Source organism: Gluconacetobacter tumulicola (assembly GCF_014174215.1).
GTDB classification, from domain to species: Bacteria; Pseudomonadota; Alphaproteobacteria; order Acetobacterales; family Acetobacteraceae; genus Gluconacetobacter; species Gluconacetobacter tumulicola.
This window is the reverse complement of the sequence record NZ_JABEQL010000015.1, coordinates 87,055-107,917: the sequence shown is the minus strand read 5'-3', so window position 1 is coordinate 107,917 and position 20,863 is coordinate 87,055. Positions and strand designations below refer to the sequence as shown.

General features: G+C 70.7%; 15 protein-coding genes, 1 other RNA gene and 1 pseudogene. All 17 read right to left on the bottom strand.

The window, feature by feature from the left end; genetic code table 11:
* Positions 1-401: 401 nt before the first annotated feature.
* The 17 genes and pseudogenes from ftsZ to rnpB all read right to left on the bottom strand — a co-directional run bounded on the left by ftsZ (position 402) and on the right by rnpB (position 20,814).
* On the bottom strand, positions 402-1,838 hold the full coding sequence (ftsZ, locus tag HLH29_RS12250) for a cell division protein FtsZ (RefSeq protein WP_182967183.1): 1,437 nt from the start codon (positions 1,836-1,838) through the stop codon (positions 402-404).
* A gap of 80 nt (positions 1,839-1,918) precedes the next feature.
* The gene (gene ftsA / locus HLH29_RS12245) at positions 1,919-3,310 is read right to left on the bottom strand and encodes a cell division protein FtsA (RefSeq protein ID WP_182967181.1); all 1,392 of its coding nucleotides are present in this window, start codon (positions 3,308-3,310) and stop codon (positions 1,919-1,921) included.
* Between the two features lie 251 nt (positions 3,311-3,561).
* A pseudogene (locus HLH29_RS12240) lies at positions 3,562-4,470 on the bottom strand (cell division protein FtsQ/DivIB); the annotation flags it as partial.
* A gap of 52 nt (positions 4,471-4,522) precedes the next feature.
* On the bottom strand, positions 4,523-5,479 hold the full coding sequence (locus HLH29_RS12235) for a D-alanine--D-alanine ligase (protein ID WP_182967176.1): 957 nt from the start codon (positions 5,477-5,479) through the stop codon (positions 4,523-4,525).
* Positions 5,476-6,453, bottom strand: a complete 978-nt coding sequence (gene murB / locus HLH29_RS12230; protein WP_182967203.1) for a UDP-N-acetylmuramate dehydrogenase — start codon at positions 6,451-6,453, stop codon at positions 5,476-5,478. Before murB ends, HLH29_RS12235 begins: the two co-directional genes overlap by 4 nt.
* A 2-nt stretch (positions 6,454-6,455) precedes the next feature.
* Positions 6,456-7,895: a UDP-N-acetylmuramate--L-alanine ligase gene (murC, locus tag HLH29_RS12225; RefSeq protein ID WP_182967174.1), complete on the bottom strand. Its 1,440-nt coding sequence runs from the start codon at positions 7,893-7,895 to the stop codon at positions 6,456-6,458.
* Positions 7,892-9,076, bottom strand: coding sequence for an undecaprenyldiphospho-muramoylpentapeptide beta-N-acetylglucosaminyltransferase (gene murG, locus HLH29_RS12220; protein WP_182967173.1), 1,185 nt, complete (start codon positions 9,074-9,076; stop codon positions 7,892-7,894). Before murG ends, murC begins: the two co-directional genes overlap by 4 nt.
* Positions 9,073-10,236: an FtsW/RodA/SpoVE family cell cycle protein gene (locus HLH29_RS12215; RefSeq protein ID WP_182967201.1), complete on the bottom strand. Its 1,164-nt coding sequence runs from the start codon at positions 10,234-10,236 to the stop codon at positions 9,073-9,075. Before HLH29_RS12215 ends, murG begins: the two co-directional genes overlap by 4 nt.
* Positions 10,233-11,621 (bottom strand): UDP-N-acetylmuramoyl-L-alanine--D-glutamate ligase, encoded by a 1,389-nt coding sequence (murD, locus tag HLH29_RS12210; protein ID WP_182967171.1) that lies wholly within the window; start codon positions 11,619-11,621, stop codon positions 10,233-10,235. The genes HLH29_RS12215 and murD overlap by 4 nt, the downstream gene beginning before the upstream one ends.
* Positions 11,618-12,709, bottom strand: coding sequence for a phospho-N-acetylmuramoyl-pentapeptide-transferase (mraY, locus tag HLH29_RS12205; RefSeq protein WP_182967169.1), 1,092 nt, complete (start codon positions 12,707-12,709; stop codon positions 11,618-11,620). The genes murD and mraY overlap by 4 nt, the downstream gene beginning before the upstream one ends.
* On the bottom strand, positions 12,709-14,103 hold the full coding sequence (locus HLH29_RS12200; RefSeq protein WP_182967167.1) for a UDP-N-acetylmuramoyl-tripeptide--D-alanyl-D-alanine ligase: 1,395 nt from the start codon (positions 14,101-14,103) through the stop codon (positions 12,709-12,711). Before HLH29_RS12200 ends, mraY begins: the two co-directional genes overlap by 1 nt.
* Positions 14,100-15,572: a UDP-N-acetylmuramoyl-L-alanyl-D-glutamate--2,6-diaminopimelate ligase gene (locus HLH29_RS12195; protein WP_182967165.1), complete on the bottom strand. Its 1,473-nt coding sequence runs from the start codon at positions 15,570-15,572 to the stop codon at positions 14,100-14,102. The genes HLH29_RS12200 and HLH29_RS12195 overlap by 4 nt, the downstream gene beginning before the upstream one ends.
* On the bottom strand, positions 15,569-17,635 hold the full coding sequence (locus HLH29_RS12190) for a peptidoglycan D,D-transpeptidase FtsI family protein (protein WP_408871971.1): 2,067 nt from the start codon (positions 17,633-17,635) through the stop codon (positions 15,569-15,571). Before HLH29_RS12190 ends, HLH29_RS12195 begins: the two co-directional genes overlap by 4 nt.
* Before the next feature lie 51 nt (positions 17,636-17,686).
* Positions 17,687-18,562, bottom strand: a complete 876-nt coding sequence (ftsL, locus tag HLH29_RS12185) for a cell division protein FtsL (protein WP_182967161.1) — start codon at positions 18,560-18,562, stop codon at positions 17,687-17,689.
* Entirely contained in the window at positions 18,559-19,575 is a 1,017-nt protein-coding gene (gene rsmH, locus HLH29_RS12180; protein ID WP_408871970.1) for a 16S rRNA (cytosine(1402)-N(4))-methyltransferase RsmH, read from the bottom strand. The genes ftsL and rsmH overlap by 4 nt, the downstream gene beginning before the upstream one ends.
* Positions 19,576-19,580: 5 nt before the next feature.
* Positions 19,581-20,057, bottom strand: coding sequence for a division/cell wall cluster transcriptional repressor MraZ (mraZ, locus tag HLH29_RS12175; protein ID WP_182967157.1), 477 nt, complete (start codon positions 20,055-20,057; stop codon positions 19,581-19,583).
* A gap of 344 nt (positions 20,058-20,401) precedes the next feature.
* An RNA gene (gene rnpB / locus HLH29_RS12170) (RNase P RNA component class A) lies at positions 20,402-20,814 on the bottom strand.
* Positions 20,815-20,863: the final 49 nt, after the last annotated feature.

Sequence of the window (20,863 nt, the reverse complement as noted above, 5' to 3'; positions counted from 1 at the left end):
CGCCGGCGCACCGCCGCAGCCTGAACCCCCTCGTGCCACGGAGGGCGAGAGAGCTCACCTGATAGATGATGATCGGTCGATCCGACGATCCGGAACACTCCGTGATGCTCACAGGCCATCAAGGTCGTGGCTGTGTTTGGAGCCGGATCGCGGAACCCATCTGGGCCAGCGGGCATGAGCCCGCACCAACAGGCCGGACACATGACCGCAATCGCTCCGATCCTCACATATCAGTCAGATCCCTCTTGCTTTCCCAGGGCCGTCCACACATGACCGCAATCGCTCCGATCCTCACATATCAGTCAGATCCCTCTTGCTTTCCCAGGGCCGTCCACACATGAGCATCGGAGCACAGGAAACGCGCGCTGGATCGCCGCCAGCGCGCATTTACGAGCAGGGTCTCAGGGTTGGCGGCGGAGGAAGGCGGGGATGTCCAACCCCACCTCGTCGGCCGAGGCCTGGCGGACCGTGGCGGAGGGTTCCTGTTCCGGCAGGGCGGGTTCGGCGCGCTGGGTATCCTGAGCCGGGGGCGCGCCACGGCGCAGGACGCCGGTGACGATGTTGAACAGGCTGCCGCGCTGGGCCGTGGGCTGCGGTTCGGGCGCGCGCGGCTGTTCGGAGAACAGGGACGAGCGCGGCGAGGGGCGGGCGCCCTGGTGGAACATCTGCTGCGGCGTGGAATGGGGCGAGGGGGCCGACACCGGCGGGGTGTTCATGAAATTGGGCGCGGGGCGGGCGGCCTGTGCGGCGGCATCGGCCTGCGCCTGGGCTTCGGCCGTCGGGTGGGCAGCGGCCGAAGCCGGCTGGGTGTCGATGCCCTGCGCCGGTGCGGCTTCGGCGGGTTGCGGCTCTGCCGCGCGGACCGAGGGCGTGTCGATGCCCGTGGCGACCACGGACACGCGGATGCGGCCGGTCAGCGATTCGTCGATGGCCGAGCCGAAGATGATGTTGGCGTCCTCGGCCACTTCCTCGCGGATGCGGTTGGCGGCCTGATCGACCTCGTACAGCGTCATGTCGTCGCCGCCGGTGATGTTGATCAGCAGGCCGCGTGCGCCGGCCATCGAGGTATCTTCCAGCAGCGGGTTGGAGATGGCGTCCTCGGCGGCGGAAATGGCGCGGTTGTCGCCCTCGGCCTCGCCGGTGCCCATCATCGCCTTGCCCATCTCGGCCATGACGGTGCGGATGTCGGCGAAATCGAGATTGACCAGGCCGGGTGCCATCATCAGGTCGGTGACGCCGCGCACGCCCATATACAGGACGTTGTCGGCCATCTTGAACGCGTCCTTCCAGCTCGTCCGCTCGGTGGCGAGGCGGAAGAGGTTCTGGTTGGGGATGACGATGAGCGTGTCGACATATTGCTGAAGCTCGGCGATGCCGGCATCGGCCGATTTGGTGCGGCGGCCGCCCTCGAAGGTGAAGGGCTTGGTGACGACGCCCACGGTGAGGATGCCGCGCTCGCGCGCCATGCGGGCGATGACCGGTGCCGCACCCGTGCCCGTGCCGCCGCCCATGCCGGCGGTGATGAAGACCATGTGCGCGCCTTCGAGATGGCGCGCCAGTTCGTCGGCGGCTTCCTCGGCGGCGGCGCGGCCGATTTCCGGCTTGGCGCCGGCGCCCAGGCCCTGCGTGAGATGCGGGCCGAGCTGGACGCGGCGATCGGCCCGGCTGTGGGACAATTGCTGCGCGTCGGTGTTGGCGACGACGAATTCCACGCCCTGGAGCTGCGACTGGATCATGTTGTCGACAGCGTTGGTTCCGCCGCCGCCCACGCCGATCACGGTAATCCGCGGCGTGAAATCGGAGTGGTTTTGCTGCGGAATGCTGAGATTCAGGGTCATCGACGTCTCCCAGGACGAGTCGTTAGATTTTGGGTACCGATTCGCATGCGGATTTTCAGGGGATAGTGTGAATCATCTTCCTATACCCTGTCTCGTATGAATTCCACGACGCGGCGAAGGAAACCGCGCGGCCGGGGCTCGGAGAAATCCATGTCGCCCAGCGCGCCGCCGCCGCCCGCCGCCCAGGCCAGCAGGCCGGCCGAGGTGGCGAAGGAGGGCCAGGCCGCCGCATCCTCGGGCAGGCCGCGAATATTGTTCGGCCGGCCCAGCCGCACCTGGCGGTTGAGGATGCGCGCGGCCATGTTGCCCACCCCGTCGAGCAGGGACGCGCCGCCCGTCAGGACCACGCGGCCGTCGGTTGCCCGGCCGACGCCCGCCGATTCCAGCCGGTCGCGCACCATCTCCAGCGTTTCCTCGATCCGTGGCCGGATGATGGAGACCACCTTGGAGCGGGAAATATTGACGAATTGATGTTCGTTGTCGCCGATGAGCTGCACCGGCAGCACGTCCAGATCGTCATCGCCCGACAGTTCGGCCGAACCATACATCGTCTTCAGCCATTCCGCGCTGTCGATCGAGGTGGACAGAACATGGGCGATGTCGCGGGTGACATGCATGCCGCCGACCGGCAGGCAGGCGGTGTGCAGCAGATGGCCCTCGCCGAAGATGGCGATGGAGGTGGTGCCGCCGCCCATGTCGACCACCGTGACGCCCAGTTCGCGCTCGTCCTCGTCCAGCACCGACAGGCCGGAGGCGAGGGGGGCGGAGACCAGTTCCTCGATCTTGAGTTCGGCGCGCGAGAGCACGGTTTCCAGGTTGCGCAGCGCGGTGGTCGATGAGTCGATGACGTGCAGGCGCGAAGTGAGCTGGTCGCACAGATGGCCGCGCGGATCGGGGACGCCGGCGGTCTCGTCCACCGAGAAATCCAGCGGGATGGTGTGGATGGTCGAGCGGCCCTCGGTCTGGGCGCGCATCTGGCCCTCGGTCACGACGCGGCGGACGTCGGCGGCCGTGATCTCGCGCCCACCCACCGGCCAGCGGACATTGAACAGCCGGCTTTCCGGATGGCCGCAGGACAGGTTGACATACACGCGGTCCAGCCGCCGTTCGGCGGCGTCCTCGGCCTGGCCGACCGCGGCGCGGATGGCGGCCTCGGCATCGTGCAGGTTGACGATGCCGCCGCAGCGCACGCCATGCGACCGGCGCCAGCCATGGCCCAGCACGCGCAGCGTGCCGTCGGCCTCGCCCCGTCCGATCAGGCACATGATCTTGGTCGAGCCGATATCCAGCACCCCGAACGTGCCCGGCCGCCAGGCGCGTGGCGGCACGGGTTCGTCCGGCGGCGGCAGCGCCACGCTGCGGCCGGACTGTGTGGCCGGCACCAGGGACTGGTCGCGCCGCCGGGCACGGCGGCGGCGCGGGGCGCGGGGGGCGGATTCGCTATCCTGCGGGACCACGACCAGATCGTTCATGCGCGCCTCCTCGCTTCGGGCTCGCCATTCGGCGGCAGGTTGGGAACCGGTGGGGGCAGGGCCTTGCGGGGCTGGGCCTGCCCGGATGGGGTAGACGGGAAGGCGGCTGGCGGTGCCAGCGCCGAAACCGGCGGCGGGAGGCCGTGTGGCGCGGCGGCAGGCGCGTGGGAGGGCGCCCGTTGGTCGGTGGGCGGTACCCGGGGGGCGGCCTTGGGCGGCGGGGCGCTGCCGTTGCCGGCGGAGGCGGCGGGTGCGGTGCCGTCATGGGGTGTGGCGGCCGGCTTCGGTGCGCCCGGCGTGGTCGGGGCCTGCGGGTTTGCCGCGGGCTGGCCGTTGGCGGCGGGGTCGGCCGGGGGGGGCTGTTCCACCACCATCCGGTCGGGCAGGCGCAAATCGATGCTGATCACCGGGCGGTCCAGCAGCTTCATCGCGGCCTGGAGATCGGTCAGCCGTTTCAGGGCCGGGATTTCCTCGCCTTCGGGCAGAAGCACTGTGGTGCCGTCGCGCAGGACCAGGTTCCAGCGGCGCAGGCCGACGCGGACGGCGGCGGCCACATGGTCGCGTACCACGGGCTGGCCCGTCAGCGCGTCGATCAGCGGTGCGGCGGCTTCATTGGCGCCCAGCCCCACCACCAGCGGCAATTGCATGAAGGCCTGGGCGTCCTTGCCGGTCATGCCCTGGTCGCGCACCTGGTTGCCGGCGCGGTCGATCAGCATGAAGCGCCCTTGGTTCTGCCAGACGGCGAAGGGGCTGCGTTCGGTCAGGCGCACGACGATGGTGCCGGGCAGGTGGCGTTCGACCACCGAATGATCGACGAAGGGCAGGGCGTCGATCCGTTCGCGCGCGCCCTCGACCGAGAAGCCCAGGACCGGATCGCCCACATGCACGCCCAGCGCGTCGCGCAATGCGGCCTCGCTGGTCAGCACGCGGCCGCTGACCTGGATATCGGTGATGCGCAGCGGCAGCATGCTGACCAGCCGGGCGCGGATCGGGGCGAATTGTTCCTCGGACTTCATGTCGCGGACCACCACCGCGCCGCCGGCCCCGGCGGCCAGGAGGACGATCGCCAGCCCAAGCGGCCGCACCATGCGGCGTCGCCGCCGCAGGAAGATCGACAGCCGCGAGGGGCGGTCGTCGCGATTGTCTCCTGTCCGTCTCATGGAAGGCTCATGGGGGAGGGCTCATGGGATCGTCAGCCGCCCGTGCGTATCGTCATGTGCGGCATGCGGCGTGCTGGACCATCCAGCGGCAGAGCGCGCCATAGCCGATTCCCTGCGTCTGGGCCTGTTCGGGCAGCAGGGAGGTCGGGGTCATGCCGGGTTGGGTGTTGACCTCCAGGATGACGAGGCGGCCGGGGCCGTCGCCGCACTGCGTGTCGTCATAGCGGAAATCGGTGCGGGTGGCGCCTGTGCAGCCGAGCGCGCGGTGGGCGGCGACGGCGAGGTCCAGCGCCTGGGCGAAGGCATCCGGATGGATCCGCGCGGGCAGGACGTGCTGCGATCCACCGGCCTGGTATTTGGCGGCGTAATCGTAGAATTCGTGCCCCGTGGCGGGATTGGGGGTGATGTCGGTGACGGTGAGGGCGCGGTCGCCCATCACGCCCACCGTCAGTTCGCGGCCGGGGATGAATTCCTCGACCAGGGCGTGGGGGCCGAAGGTCCAGGCGGTGGCAATGGCGGCGCGGCGGTTGGAGCCGGTGCGGACGATTTCGACCCCCACCGACGAGCCCTCGTTCAGCGGCTTGATGACATAGGGGGCGGGCAGCGGGTCGGCGGCCGGGAAATCGGCGATGTCGATGACGGCGCCCGCGGCCACCGGCAGGCCGGCGGCGAGGAAGACGGCGCGGGCCGCTGCCTTGTCCATGGCGGTGGCCGAGGCGCGGACGCCGGAATGGGTGTAGGGGATGTCCATCCAGTCCAGCACGCCCTGGATCGCGCCATCCTCGCCCAGGCGGCCGTGCAGGGCGTTGAACACCACGTCGGGGCGGTGGGTGGTGAGGTCGGCCACGATCGCGCCCAGGTCGGGGCCGGCATCGAGCACGCGGACCTCGTACCCTTCCTCGCGCAGGGCGGCGCTGATGCCCGCGCCGCTGGAGACGCTGACCCTGCGCTCGGCGGAGATGCCGCCCATCAGGACGGTGACGCGCCGCGCCGGGGTGCGGGTGGTCATGGCGTTTCCCCTGTCTCGGCGTCGGTGGGCGTGGCATCGACTGGCGGGGTGGCGCGACCGATGCGCTTGATTTCCCATTCCAGCAGGATGCCGGTGCGGGCCTGCACCCGCGCGCGGACCATCTCGCCCAGTTCTTCCAGGTCGGCGGCGCTGGCGTGGCCGGTGTTGAGCATGAAATTGCAGTGTTTCTCGCTGATCTGCGCGTCGTGCAGTGCCAGGCCCCGGCAGCCGGCGGCGTCGATCAGTTCCCACGCCTTGCCGTGCTCGGGATTGCGGAAGGTCGAGCCGCCGGTGCGGGCCCGCGTGGGTTGCGACTCTTCGCGCGACTGGCGGATGGTGGCGATGGCCTGGCGGATCTCGGCCGGGTCGGCCGGGGTGGCGCGCAGGCGGGCGCGGGTGACGACGGCGCCGGCCGGCAGGCGCGAGCGGCGATAGCCGAAGCCCAGCGCCGGGCCGGACAGGCGGACGGTGCTGCCGTCGCGGGTCACGATGTCCGCCCAGTCGAGGACGGTTGCGATGTCCGAGCCGTAGGCGCCGGCATTCATGGCCACCGCGCCGCCGATCGAGCCGGGGATGCCGGCGAGGAATTCCAGCCCCTTGAGGCCGGCGCCGGCCGCGTGTTCGGCCACCACCATGTCGAGGCACGCGGCGCCGACGACCAGCCCGTCGGGCTCGACCGTGATGTCGGCGAAGCCGCCGCCGAGGCGGATCACCAGCCCGTCGATGCCGCCGTCGCGCACGATGACGTTGGAGCAGGCGCCCAGCACCGTGACCGGCAGGTCCGGCGGCAGGTGGCGCAGCGCGTGGGCGAGATCGTCGGCGTCGGCCGGTTGCAGCAGCAGGTCCGCCGGGCCGCCGACGCGGAACCAGGTGCGCGGGCCCAGCGGCGCGTCCGCGCTCAGCCGGCCGCGCAGGCCGGCGAGGGCCGCGCGGACCGTGTCGGTCCAGTTCTGGTCCGTGGTGGCGGCCGGCATGGTCATGCCGCGCAGTCGCCCTTGCGGGCATTGGGGTTCTGCAGGGTGGCGAGCTGGGCGGGGAGGGCCTGCGCCCAGCCGGTGATGTTGCCCGCGCCCAGGCAGACGACGAAATCGCCCGGCTTGGCGATGGCATGGACCATTTCCGCCAGATGTTCCGGATCGGGCAGCGGCACCACCGAACGGTGGCCGCGCTCGCGCAGGCCGTCGACCAGCGTGTCGCGGTTGATGCCGTCGATCGGGGCTTCGCCGGCCGCGTAGACATCGGCGACGATCACGGTGCCGGCGTCGTTCATGCAGGTGCAGAATTCGCCGAACAGGCTTTGCAGGCGCGAATAGCGGTGGGGCTGCACCACGGCGATGACGTCGCGCGCGCCGGCCTGGCGGGCGGCCTTGAGCACGGCGGCGATTTCCACCGGGTGGTGGCCGTAATCGTCGATCACGGTGATGCCGCCGGTCTCGCCCGTGCGGGTGAAGCGGCGCTTGACGCCCCGGAAGCCGGCGAAGGCCGAGCGGATGGTGGCGTCGTCGATATCCATCTCCACCGCCACGGCGATCGCGGCCAGCGCGTTCTGCACGTTGTGGTGGCCCAGCATCGGCAGGCGGAACGGCCCCGCGCGGCGGGTGCGGTTGCGGTTGCGGTTGGTGACCACGACCTCGAACGTCGCGCCCAGCTTGTCGGTGATCACCTTCTCGGCGCGGATGTCGGCCTGGGGCGAGAAGCCGTAGGTGACGATCCGGTGGTCGGAGAGGCGGGGGATCATCTGCTGTACCGCCGGGTGGTCGATGCACAGGACCGCGAAGCCGTAGAAGGGGATGTTGGAGACGAACTGGTCATAGGCCGCCTGCATGGCCTCCGGCGTGCCCCAGTGATCCAGATGTTCCGGGTCCATGTTGGTGACCACGGTGATGACCGAGGGGAGGCGCAGGAACGAGCCGTCGCTCTCATCGGCCTCGACCACCATCCAGTCGCCCGAGCCCATGCGGGTGTTGGTGCCGTAGGCCTCGATGATGCCGCCGTTGATGACGGTGGGGTCGAGCTTCGCGGCTTCCAGTACCGCCGCGACCAGGCTGGTGGTGGTGGTCTTGCCGTGGGTGCCGCCGACCGCGACGGACCAGCGCAGGCGCATCAGTTCGGCCAGCATCTCGGCCCGGCGCACGACGGGGATGAGGCGGGCGCGTGCGGCCACGACCTCCGGATTGTCGCGCTTGACGGCGGTGGAGGTGACGACGACCTGGGCCTGGCCGAGATTGGCGGCGTCGTGACCGATGGCGACCGGGATGCCCGCCGCGCGCAGGCGCAGCACGTTGGCGCTCTCGGCGATATCCGAACCCTGCACGGCATAGCCCAGCATGTACAGCACCTCGGCAATGCCGGACATGCCGATGCCGCCGATCCCGACGAAATGAATGGTGCCGATGGAAAGGGGCAGGGCTCTCATGAGGTGGTCTCCGTGGTGGCGGCTGTCAGCGTGGCGGCGGCTGTCGGATAGGCGGGGTCGGGGCGGTGATGCAAGAGTCCTTCGACCAGATCGGCCAGACGTTCCGCGGCGTCGGGCCGGCCGAGGCTGCGTGCGGCTGCTGCCGCGCCGGCCAGGGTGGCGGGGTCGGAGAGCAGGGACTCCAGCCGTGCCGCCAGCGAGGGGGCGGTGAAATCGGGCTGGCGGATCATCCAGCCGGCGCCGGCCGCGACCAGGGAGGCCGCGTTGGCGCCCTGTTCGTCGCTGGCGGCGATGGGCAGCGGGACCAGGATCGCCGGCCGCCCGGCATCGGTCAGTTCGGCCACCGAGGAGCCGCCGGCGCGCCCGATGACCAGATGGGCCGCGCCCAGCAGGTCGGGCACGTTGGAGAAGAAGGGCGAGATCTCGGCGGGGATGCCCAGCGTGGCGTAGGTGGCGCGCACGCGCTCGGCATCCTCGGCGCGGGCCTGCTGGGTGATGCGCAGGCGCGCGCGCAGGGTGGCGGGCAGGCGGGTGATGGCGCCCGGCACCACGTCGCTGAAGACCCGGGCCCCCAGCGATCCGCCCCAGACCAGAAGGCGGATCTCGTTCCCCGGCGGGGTGTAGGGCCGGTCGTGCAGGGCGGCGATGGCGTCGCGCACGGGCATGCCGGTCAGGGTGGTGCGGGCGCCGGCCGGCAGGCGGGCGACCTGGGGGAAGGAGGTGGCGATGCCGTCGGCGAAGCGTGCGAGCTGGGCGTTGGCCTGGCCCAGCACGGCATTGCCCTCGTGCAGGATGATCAGCGGCCGGTGGCGGCCGAGCAGGCGCGCGCCCAGCAGCGGGGGCACGGACGGGTAGCCGCCGAAGCCCACCACCGCCGCCGCATCCAGCCGGCGCAGGATCGCGCGAGCCTGGAGCGTGCCGCGCGCCAGTGCCACGACGGCACGGGCGGCGCGGGCCAGCCCGTGTCCGGCGATGCCGGCGCCGGGGAGGACGAATTGCTGCCCCTGGGCGAAAATGCCGTGGTCGCGCGCGCCCGCGCGCTGGTCGGTCATCAGGGCGATCGCGTGTCCGCGTGCCGCCAGCGCGTGGGCCAGGGCCTCGGCCGGAATGAAATGGCCGCCGGTTCCGCCGGCGGCGATGACGATCGGGCGGGGTGCGCCGGCGGGGGGCTGCGTGCTCATGCGGTGGCCTTTCGTGCCCGGAAGGCGGGGCGCCCGCGCGGAATCCGGCTTTCGCCCACGCGGTGCCGTGTCAGGGCCAGCACCATGCCGATGGTCAGCGCCACCGACATGGCCGACGAGCCGCCATAGGAGATGAACGGCAGCGTCATGCCCTTGGTCGGGATCAGGTGCAGGGTCGAGCCCATGTTGACGAAGGCCTGGAGGCCGAAACCCGTGACCAGCCCCACGGTTGCCACGACGATGAACGGGTCGTCCTCGCGCAGCAGTTTCAGCAGGGTCCGCACCACGATCAGGCAGAACACGCCGATGATGAACAGGCAGACCAGCATGCCGAATTCCTCGCCCGCGACGGCGAAGACGAAATCGGCATGGGCGTCGGGCAGCAGGTCCTTCACCCGACCCTCGCCCGGGCCGCGCCCCATCAGGCCGCCATTGCCGAAGGCGCGCAATGCGGTGTCGATCTGGTAATGGTCGCCGACATTGGGGTGCAGGAAGCGTTCGACGCGCGAGCGGACATGGGGAAAGGCCACGTAGGCGCCCAGGAAGGCCGCGATCATGCAGCCGGCGCCGGCGCCGACGAAGAAGATGTTCAGCCCGTCGATGAAGAGCTGGGCCATGAAGACCGTGGTGATGACGCTGAGCATGCCGATATCGGGCTGCGATTTCAGCAGCAGCAGGATGACGGCGAACAGGCCCAGCGCGATGGGCATGCCCGGCAGCAGGCGGCGGTGGCGGCGTTCGGTCAGCAGCCAGGCCGTGACGACGGCGAAGCAGGGTTTGAGGAATTCCGAGGGCTGGACAGACATCATCGGCAGGGCGATCCAGCGCCGGGCGCCCTTGATTTCGATACCGTGGACCAGGGTGAGGGCCGTGGCGGCGGTGGCCAGGACGAAGCCCGCCAGCGCCAGCCGCCGGATGCCGCGCGGCGAGAGCAGGGAGGTGGCCACCACGATCAGGCCGGCCAGGGACAGGAAGACCACCTGCTTGAGGATGAACATGTCGCGCGAGGCGCCGATGCGCGTGGCCACGGCCGGGCTGGCGGCCAGCATCAGCACATAGCCGAAGCCGATCAGGATGCAGACGCAGGAGAGCGTCACGCGGTCGACATTGCGCCACCAGCGGGCAAGGAACGAGGTATCGACGCGTGACGCGGCCATCAGCCTTCTCCCTTAGCCAGTTCGTGGACGCGCTCGGCGAAATGCCGGCCGCGATGTTCGAAGCTCTTGTACTGGTCGAAGCTGGCGCAGGCGGGGGACAGCAGGACGGTGCCGGCGCCGGTCTGGCGTGCCAGGTCGAAGGCCAGGGGAACGGCTGCTTCCATCGTGCCCGCCAGCGTATGGGGGACATTATGCGCCGCCAGTGTCTCGGCCAGGGCCGGGGCGTCCTGCCCGATCAGCATGGCATGGGCGATGCGGGGGAAAAGCGGCGCGAGGTCGTCGATTCCGCCGGCCTTGGCGACCCCGCCCGCGATCCAGACCAGCCGGTCGTAGCAGCTCAGGGCGCGGGACGCGGAATCGGCGTTGGTGGCCTTGCTGTCGTCGATGAAGAGGATGCCCGCCACCGTGGCGACCGGTTTCTGCCGGTGGGGCAGGCCGGCGAAGCTGCGCAGGGCGGGGGCGATGTCGGCGCGCGGTACGCCCAGCGCCAGGGCCATGACCGTGGCCGCCGCCGCGTTTTCGGCATTGTGCGCGCCCGGCAGGGCGGGGGCCTGGGCCAGGTCGGCGATCACGCCTTCATCGTCGCGCAGGATGCCGCCGGCGCCGGAGAGGTCGGCGTTGGGGGAGGTGCCCGAGATCGTCAGGACCCGGTCGCCGCTGGCGGCCAGCCTGTCGACCATGAGGGGAACGCTGTCCCCCGGCGCGTCGCCGAAGCCCAGCACGGCCAGGTCGCCCATGCGCTGGCTGTCGAAGATATGCCATTTGGCGCGCAGATAGCCCTGCATGTCGCCATGGCGGTCCAGATGGTCGGGCGTCAGGTTCAGCAGGCAGGCGACGGTGAAATGCAGGTCCTGCAGGCGTTCCAGCATGTAGGACGACATTTCCAGCACGTAGACGCCATTATCAGCCAGCAGCGGCAGGGACAGCGATGCCGGCCCCAGATTGCCGCCCGCCACCGCCGGGATGCCGGCCGTGGCCAGCATGTGCGTCAGCAGGGCGGTGGTGGTCGATTTGCCGTTCGTCCCGGTGATGCCGACGAAGCGGGCCCGCGAACCCGCGCGGCGTACCGCCTGGAACAGCAGGTCGGCGTCGGACAGGATGGGGATGCCGGCCTCGCGCGCCATCAGCGCCACCGGATGCGGCTTGGGCAGCAGATGCGGGATGCCCGGCGACAGGATCAGCGCGTCCAGCCCGTCGAGGGATTCGAAGGGGGCCACGGTGACGCCGGGGATGTCGCCCAGCGCCTGGCGGGCGCCCGCGTTGTCGTCCCATGTGCGGACCGAGGCGCCCATGGCGGCCAGGGCGCGGACCACCGGGGCGCCGTTATTGCCCAGGCCCAGCACGGCGTAGCGCCGCCCGGCGAAGAGGAGGGTGGGAAAGCGGCTCATCGCAGTTTCAGCGTGGCGAGGCCACACAGTCCCAGCACGATGGAGACGATCCAGAAGCGGATCACGATCTTGGGCTCCTGCCAGCCTTTCTTTTCGAAATGATGGTGCAGGGGGGCCATCAGGAACACCCGCCGGCCGGTGCGGCGGAACCAGAAGACCTGGATGATCACCGACAGGGTTTCGACCACGAACAGGCCGCCGACGATGCACAGCACCAGCTCATGCTTGACCGCGACTGCGACCGCCCCCAGCGCGCCGCCCAGCGAGAGCGAGCCGGTATCGCCCATGAACACCGCCGCCGGAGGGGCGTTGAACCACAGGAAGCCCAAGCCTGCGCCGACCAGGGCCGAGCAGAAGACGCAGAGTTCGCCCGTGCCCGGCACCGCGTGCAGTTGCAGATAGTCCGCGAAGACATGGTTGCCGACCAGATAGGCGATCAGCCCGAAGACCAGGGCGGCGATGATCACCGGCACGATCGCCAGCCCGTCCAGCCCGTCGGTGAAATTGACCGCGTTGCCGAAGCCGGTGATCGTGATCATGGCGAAGAGCGGGAAGGCGAAGCCCAGCGGCAGCAGCCAGTCCTTCATGAAGGGAAAGGCCAGGTGATTGGCCAGGTCGGCCGGCATCAGGCTTTGCAGCCAGTAGCCGCCGATCAGCGAGACGGCGAATTCGCTGCCCAGCCGGGCGCGCTTGGACACGCCGGCCGTGTTGCGCCGCGAAAGCTTGAGGTAATCGTCGGCGAAGCCCACGGCACCGAAGCCGAGCGTGATCAGCAGCACCGCCCAGACGAAGCCGTTGGTCAGGTCCGCCCACAGCAGGGTGGAGGCGAACAGGGCGACCAGGATCAGCACGCCGCCCATGGTGGGGGTGCCGGCCTTTTCCAGGATATGGCGTTCCGGCCCCAGGGCGCGGATCGGCTGGCCGCCGCGCTGGATGCGGCGCAATTGCGCGATCAGCGGCTGGCCCAGCAGCAGCGAGATGACCAGCGCCGTCAGGCACGCCGCCCCGGCGCGGAAGGTGATGTAGCGGAACAGGTTGAGCGCCGTGATGTGCGCGCCGGCGTGATGCTGGACGAGATCGTAGAGCATCAGTGCGTATCCGTCCCGGCGGTGGTCAGCACCGCGACGACATCGCGCATGCGGCTGCCCAGGCTGCCCTTGACCAGGACGGTGTCGCCGGGGGTGAGGGCGGCCAGGACCATCGGGGCCAGGGTGGCCGCGTCGGGCGCCCATGCGCCGCGTCGGGAGGGGGGAAGCAGGTCGAAGAGATATTGCATGTTCGGGCCGGAGCAGAAGACGAGGTCCGCATGTGCCAGGGCGGCGGACAGGAGGGATTCATGTTCGGCGCGCGCGAAGGCGCCGAGTTCGCGGATGTCGCCCAGCACGGCGACGCGGCGGGCGGCGGCGAGCAGGTCGAGCACCGCGAGCGAGGAGCGGATGGACAGGGTGGAGGCGTTGTAGCTTTCGTCGAGCAGCGCCGCCCTTCCGCCCAGGATCGGCGCCAGCTGGCCGCGTCCGGCGCCGGGGCGGAATGCGGCGAGGGCCGACGCCGCCGTCGCGATATCGGCGCCCAGGGCCGCCACCGACGCCAGGACGGTGGTGGCGTTGCGTGCCAGGTGGCGGCCGGGGGCGTCGAGGCGCAGCGGGTAGGGCCGGCCGGCGATGGTGACGACGGCGTCGCTGCCGTCGGCGGCGAGGGTGAGGTCCGAAAGGATGGCCATGCTGTCGGGGGCCTGTCCGGCCCGCCATAAATGGGCGTCGGCGCGGGCCGCCTGTTCGGCGAAGATCGGCTGGCCCTCGGCATCGTCGGGGACGATGGCGGTGCCGCCGGGCGGCAGGGCGGTGATCAGGTCCGATTTTTCGCGCGCGATGGCGTCCAGGCTGCCCATATGGCCCAGATGGGCGCCGGCGATGGTGGTGACGATCGCGACCTCGGGACGGACCACGGCGGCCAGTGGGGCGATCTCGCCCGGATGGTTCATGCCCACTTCGCACACGCAGAACGCGGCGTCGGCGGGCAGGCGGGCCAGGGTCAGCGGCACGCCCCAATGGTTGTTGTAGGACGCGGCGGCGACATGGGTCGGCCCGATGGCGCCCAGCGCCAGGCCCAGCATGTCCTTGGTCGTCGTCTTGCCCACGCTGCCGGTGACGGCGACCATGCGGCCGGTGAAGCGGGAGCGCGCATGGCGGGCCAGGTCGTTCAGCGCCGCCATCGTGTCGGGCACCAGCAGGACGCGCGGGTCGACGGCATCGGTGCCGGCGGCCGCGCGGTCATGGATCAGCACTACCGAAGCGCCGCGCTCCAGCGCCGTGCGGACATGGGCGTGGCCGTCGCTGCTGTCGCCGACCAGGGCGATGAACAGGTCGCCGGGGGCCAGCGTGCGGGTGTCGATGGAGATGCCGGTCACGCTGACCGGTGCGTTGCCGGCGAAATGGCCGCCGGTTGCCGCTTCCAGCGCGTCGCGGGTCCACAAGACCGTCATGCCGCCACCCCGGCCATCTGGCGGATGACGGACGCGTCGTCGAAGGGCAGGGTGGTGGTGCCGATGGTCTGGCCCTGTTCGTGGCCCTTGCCGGCCACCACCAGCACGTCGCCCGACCGCAGCATCGACAGGGCCTCGGCAATCGCGCGGGCGCGGTCGCCGATTTCGATCGCGTTTGGCGCGCCGGCCAGCACGTCGCGGCGGATCGCTTCCGGGGCCTCGGTGCGGGGATTGTCGTCGGTGACGATGGCGATATCGGCGCGGTTGGCGGCCTCCTGCCCCATCAGGGGCCGTTTGCCGCGATCGCGGTCGCCGCCGGCGCCGAACACGGCGATCAGCCGGCCGGTGGCGTGGGGGCGCAGCGCGTCCAGCAGGCGGGCCAGGGCGTCGGGCGTGTGGGCGTAATCGACATAGGCCGCGGCGCCGTTGGGCAGCAGGGCCGCGCGTTCCATGCGGCCGCGCACCCCTGTCAGCGTGGGCAGGAGGGCGATGGCCTGGGCCAGCCCCTCGGCGCCCGGTGCGGCCAGGGCGGCGGCCAGTAGGGCGTTGTCGGCCTGGAAGCGGCCGGGCAGGGCCAGGGTGATGTCGTGGATCGTGCCGCCGGAGTCCAGCCGGAGGTGCTGGCCCTCGGGCAGCGGAGTGCTTTCGATCAGGCGGATCGCGTCGCCTGCCATACCGACCAATCGCAGGTCGAAGCGTCGCCGGGCCGCGATGGCGCGCAGGGCGGCCAGGGTTTCGGGCGCCATGTCGGCATTGGCGGCCGCCAGCGCGCCTTCCGGCAGCAGCCGGTCGAACAGGGCCAGCTTGGCGGTGCGGTAGGCGTCCAGCGTGCCGTGATAGTCCAGGTGGTCGCGGGTGAGGTTGGTGAAGCCGGCGGCCGTGAGGCGCAGCCCGTCGAGCCGGTGCTGTTCCAGCCCGTGGGAGGAGGCCTCGATCGCCAATTCGGTCACGCCGCCCTGTGCCATGGCGGCCAGCGTGTCGGCCAGCACGACACTGTCGGGCGTGGTCAGGACCGGGCCGGTCGGGGGGAGGGCCACCGGCGCGATGACGCCCAGTGTGCCGATGCTGGCGGCCTGGCGGCCCTGATGCGCCCAGAGCTGGCGCAGGAAATCGACGGTGCTGGTCTTGCCGTTGGTGCCGGTGACGGCGACGATCCGGCCCGGCTGCGCGCCTGCGAAGGCGGCGGCCAGCAGGGCCAGCGCCTGCCTTGGCTCATTGGCGTGGATCAGCGGGATGCCGGGGGCCGTATCGGGCGACACGTCGGGCGGGGCGACGATCGCGACGGCACCTGCCGCGAGGGCTGCAGGGATGAAGGCGCGCCCGTCGGCCCGTGTGCCGGGGATGGCGACGAACAGCGTGCCGGGGCGCACCTTGCGGCTGTCGGCGGTTACCAGGCCGATCGCGGGGGCCGCCATTTCGGGGGCGGGCAGGCCGGCGGCGGCCAGCAGATGGGACAGGATGTGCGTCATCCCCGGACCTCCGGATGCGTGGGACGCCCTGGCACGGCCTGTTCGGCCCGCGCGGCGTGCAGCCGCGTGCGGGGCGTCTGGGTGGCGGCGGCGGTGTGTGCGGCCTCGTGGGACGGCGTTTTCGGCTGGTTGCGTGGGTCGCCCGGGTCGTTGCCGGGGCCCAGCGGGCGATAGCCGTGCGGCACGGCGGGTTCCAGCGGGATCGCCAGCGCGTCTTCGACCGCCTGCGGATTGGTCGTGTTGGGGAACAGGCCGAGCATCGGGCCGACGCGGGTCACGATCTTCGACACGGTGGGCGCGGCGTTCCACGCGGCCGTGGTCCAGCCGTGGGTCTGCGGGGTCGCCTTGGGGCTGTCGAGCATGACATAGACGGCGTAGCGCGGGGTGTTCATCGGAAAGATGCTGGTGAAGGCGGCGATGTTGACATGTTTCAAATAGCCGCCATGCGGGCCGATCTTCTCGGCGGTGCCGGTCTTGCCGCCCACGAAATAGCCGGGTGATTCCGCCGTCTTGCCGGTGCCCTTGGTCACGTCCAGGCGCAGGATGCGGCGCAGCAGGGCCGAGATCTCGGGCGAGATGACGCGCGTGGCGCCCGGCATGCTGGCGGCGTTGGCGGTTTCTGTGGTTTCGGCGGTGGCGGGGGTGGTGAGGACTGCCGGGGTGAGGGTGGGGGCGGCCCCGTCCGCGACAGCCGGGGTGAGCGGGGCGGTGTCGTCCGGCTGTTCGCCGTCGCGGGCCATCAGGGTCGGGTGGAGCAGGATGCCGCCATTCACGGTGGCGGCGGTGCCGCGCACGATGGCCAGCGGGGGTTCGGCGACGCCGTGGCCGAAGCCGACGGTCATGACCGTGGAGATGCCCCAGTTGCGCATCTGCGGCACGATGGGGCGCCCTGCCTCGGGCAGTTCGATCGGTACCGGGGCGAAGAAGCCCATGCCGCGCAGCCAGTCCTGCTGGCGCTGGGCGCCGACATCCAGCGCCACATGGGCGGCGGCGGGGTTGGACGAATAGGCCATCACCTCGTTCAGCGTCAGCCATGGGGCGAAATGATCGCTCTTCATGTCCGCGATGGTGAAGCGGCCGATATGGATGGGGATGGAGGAAAACCGGTCCCACGGATGGGCCACGCCCAGTTGCAGCGCCATGGCCGCCGTCTGGAGCTTGAAGGTCGATCCGGGTTCGTACATGCCGGTGACGGCGCGGTTGAAGCGGGCGTCGGGGTCGGCGCGGCCGAAATCGTTGGCGTCGTAATCGGGCAGGCTGACCATGGCGATGATCTCGCCGGTATTGACGTCCATGACGATGGCGCAGGCGCCGATGGCCTGGAACAGGTCCTTGGCCGCCGCCAGTTCGTCGCGCACCACGGCCTGGATGCGGACGTCGAGCGACAGGCGCAGGGGCGTGCGGTCGCGGTCCAGCCGCTTGTCCATCGAGCGTTCGATGCCGGCCACGCCGTGATCGTCGATATCGACCGCGCCGAGGATGTGGGCGGCGACCCGGCCCAGCGGGTAGTGGCGGCGCTCGCCCGGTTCGAAATAGATGCCGGGAATGCCCAGATTGTTGATGGCGACTTCCTGCATCGGCGAGATGTCGCGGGCCAGGTAGACGAATTGCTTCTTGGTCGACAGGCGGCGGATGAGTTCGGCTTCGTCAAGCGCAGGCAGGACGGTGCGCAGCTTCCTGGCCGTGTCCTGGGCGTCGATCATTTCCTGCGGGTTGGCATACACCTGCGCCACCGGCAGCGAGATGGCCAGCACCTGCCCGTTGCGGTCGGTGACCGAGGCGCGGTGGACCTGCGGCAGCGCGAAATCGCCGGCCAGCATGCCCTTGGGGTCGCTGCGCGGAATCGGGGGGACCTGGGGGGCGATCTGCCGCTGTTCCGGCGCCATCGGCATGATGACCGTGGCGGTCGCCAGCTTGAGCGCCACGGCGCCGAACAGGCCGAAGAAGCCGGCCGACAGGACGAGCAGGCGGGATTGCGTGCGTTCGCGCGCCGTGCGCGTGCGCAGATCGTCGCCGGTGACCCGCACATCCATTCGTGCGGGCCGGGAGGGCCCGTCCCGCATATCATCTGGTGTGTCGGTCGGGCCGTGGGTCATGTCACCTGTGGGGGGTCGTCAGTTGCTGACTGGAACGGGGGGCGGAAGCGCGCCGGAACGGGAGAAGCCAAGAGAAGAGCCCCTGCCGTATCCCCTTGCCTCCTCATACGGCGTGGGGGGCGCTGCCGGCCTCCAGGCCGCGACCGCGACCGGCAGCGGATGGACCGGCCTGGCAGCTGCGAAGCGCGGCGTGGATGCGGCCGCTGGCGGTAGCACGGGGCGCGCGGCGCGGGCAACGGAGAGAGCGGCATGACGGTCGGCATTATGTGTCAAATCGGGCGAAACCGGGGCGAGGCGCGGCTTCGGGGCCGCCACATGCGCCACGGCCGGCTCGATCGCGGCCTGGGCCATCATGATCGGGCGCTCGGGGCGGGCCACGGCCGGGGTCGAATCGGCGACGGAGAGGTGGTGCGTTGCGAGCGGGTGCTGCACCGCCGCCGCGACCACCATCGGGGGCTGGGCGACATGGGCCGGCGCCGGCGGGACCGACGCCGCCGCCATCGGGGTGGGGGGCGCGGCGGGGCTGTCGGCGGGGGCCGGTGCGTGGGAGGCCAGGCTGTCATCGAGATGGGCGCGGGGATCGACCGCCGCCAGCGGGCGCGATCCGGGCGCGGGCAGGCGCTCGGCCAGCGTGGCCATCTGGATGAACTGGGTGGGGGCCATCGGGTGCATGTCGGGCAGGAAGCGCGCGGACAGGCTGCCCAGCCGGTCGGGCTGGTTCAGCAGGGCCCATTCCGCGCGCAGCATCGCCGTCTGCTCGCGGATATGCTGCGTGTCGCCGACGATCTGCGCGATCTGATGGTCGAGGAGCGTCGTCTGGTGCTTCTTGGAATAGAGGAACAATCCGGACAGGCCGGCCATCACGGCGCAGAGGACGGTGAAGGATCGCATCATGGGCGGCGCTCCGTGGGGCTGGTGTCTGATGTGTCCGCGATGGGGAGGCGTTCGATCGCGCGCAGGCGGGCGCTGCGGGCGCGGGGATTGGCGCGGCATTCGGCGTCGCCGGGGCGCAGCGTGCGCCCGGTGAGCAGCCGGAAGGCAGGGGCTTCGTCCCTGGCCTGGATCGAGCGGGGGTCGTGGCGCGACGGGCCGGGCAGGCGGCCGGCCGCGCGGTGCATGGCCTGCTTGACCAGCCGGTCCTCCAGCGAATGGAAGGACACGACGACCAGCCGGCCGCCGGGGGCCAGCATCTCCAGCGCCTGCTCCAGCCCCGAGCGGATCTGCCCCAGCTCGTCATTGACGTGGATGCGCAGGCCCTGGAACGACCGGGTGGCGGGGTCGATGCCCGAGCGGTCGCCGGGCACGACCGAGCGGATGATCTCGGCCAGGCGGAAGGTGGTCAGGATCGGTTCCTGGGCGCGGGCGGCGACGATGGCGCGCGCCACGCGGCGGGAGAGCCGTTCCTCGCCATATTGATAGAGAATGTCGGCGAGGTCGGATTCATCCGTCCGATTCACGATATCCGCCGCCGTCGGGCCGGTATCGCCCATGCGCATGTCCAGCGGCCCGTCATGGCGGAACGAGAAGCCGCGCGCGCCCTCGTCGATCTGGAAGGACGAGACGCCGAGATCCAGCACCACGCCGTCCAGCGCCGGGGCGCCGCGTTCCTGGAGCAGGGCGCGCATGTCGCCGAATCCGCCTTCGACCATGTGCAGGCGGCTGGCGCCCTCGGCGGCGCGCAGTTCGGCCTGCAGGGCCTCGCCGCGGCGGATGGCGGCGGGATCGCGGTCGATGGCCCACAGGGTGCAGCGGGCGGCGGCCAGGATGGCGCGGGCATAGCCGCCGCCGCCGAACGTGCCGTCGAGATAGGTCGCGCCGTCCCTGGGGGCCAGCATCTGCAGCACTTCGGCCAGCATGACGGGGACGTGGCCGGGCGGCGGCGTGGTGCTGAGGGGCGGGGTGGTCATGGCGTTCATGCGTCGGCTTCCGGGCGCGGGGCGGCGGGGCGGGCGCCGGACAGGGCGCGCGAACGGGTCCGGGCTTCCGCACGGCGGCGTTCGGCGGCGGCGGGTTCCCAGATCTGGAAGATCTTGCCCACGCCCATGAAGGCCACCGTTTCCGTCAGGCCGGCATGCTCCTTCAGCGGGTCGGGCAGGATGATCCGGCCCTCGCGGTCCGCGTCGATGGGATAGGCGTCGGCGTAGAGGGCGGCGGCGAGGTCGTCATGGTCGTCGGAGAAGATGTCCATGCGGTCCAGCGGCTGGCTCAGGGCTGCGAACGCGGCGGGCGGCCAGGCTTCGATGCAGGGGTGCAGGTGCGAGGGGCGCAGGATCACCAGCGATTCGCCGGGGGTGGCGTGCGTGCGCAGGGCGGTGCGGAAGGCGGCCGGGATCGAGACGCGGCCCTTGGCGTCGAGACGGTTCTGGTGGGTGCCAAGGAACACACTCACGCTATGCGATGCTCCCTTGGGTGGAATGGTTCTGAACGCAGGCGTGGCCGGGCGCCGGATGGTGCCATGCTGGGTCTGCATGGGATATCATGGGATTTTATGGGACGTCAAATTAAACGCGCGGAAATTCTGGCGGAAAACCGCTGTTTTTCGAGAATTCGTGCAGTCGTGGCATTGCGGGCGGCCAGTCTTCGTCCCAGCTCGGGAGAGCAATGAGGCTGGATGACGGATGTTTATGTTATGTTCTAGTTTTGATGAGATCAAAACGAGAACAGATATTGTTCGCATGACTGCCGCGCCGATGGGCGGCCCGGCGGGTGCGGCGATGGATACAAGAGGGAAACGAGGCCAGACGGTCTGTAAGCCGGGTTCTGTCCACCTTCCGAAGAAGGATGGGCGACCATTCCTCTGGGACGCGCCTTGCGGCACGCCTCACGCGACCAACCCGAACGACGGGGCGGAGGAGCCCCCGACGGTGCCGCAAGCGACCCGTCTGCCGTTCCTATTCGGTCTTGCTCCCGGTGGGGTTTGCCCTGCCGCCCGCGTTGCCGCGGGCGCGGTGCGCTCTTACCGCACCGTTTCACCCTTACCCGCACCATCTCCGGCGAACCGGAATGCCGTGGGGGCGGTCTGTTTTCTGTGGCACTTTCCCTGGGGTCGCCCCCGCCGGCCGTTAGCCGGCACCGTTCCTCCGTGGAGCCCGGACTTTCCTCCATCGCATGGAAATCCATGCAACAGCGGTCGCCCGACCGTCTGGCTGGCGGAAACTGACCGCCACCCCGGGTTGCGTCAAGGGGGAATGCGCC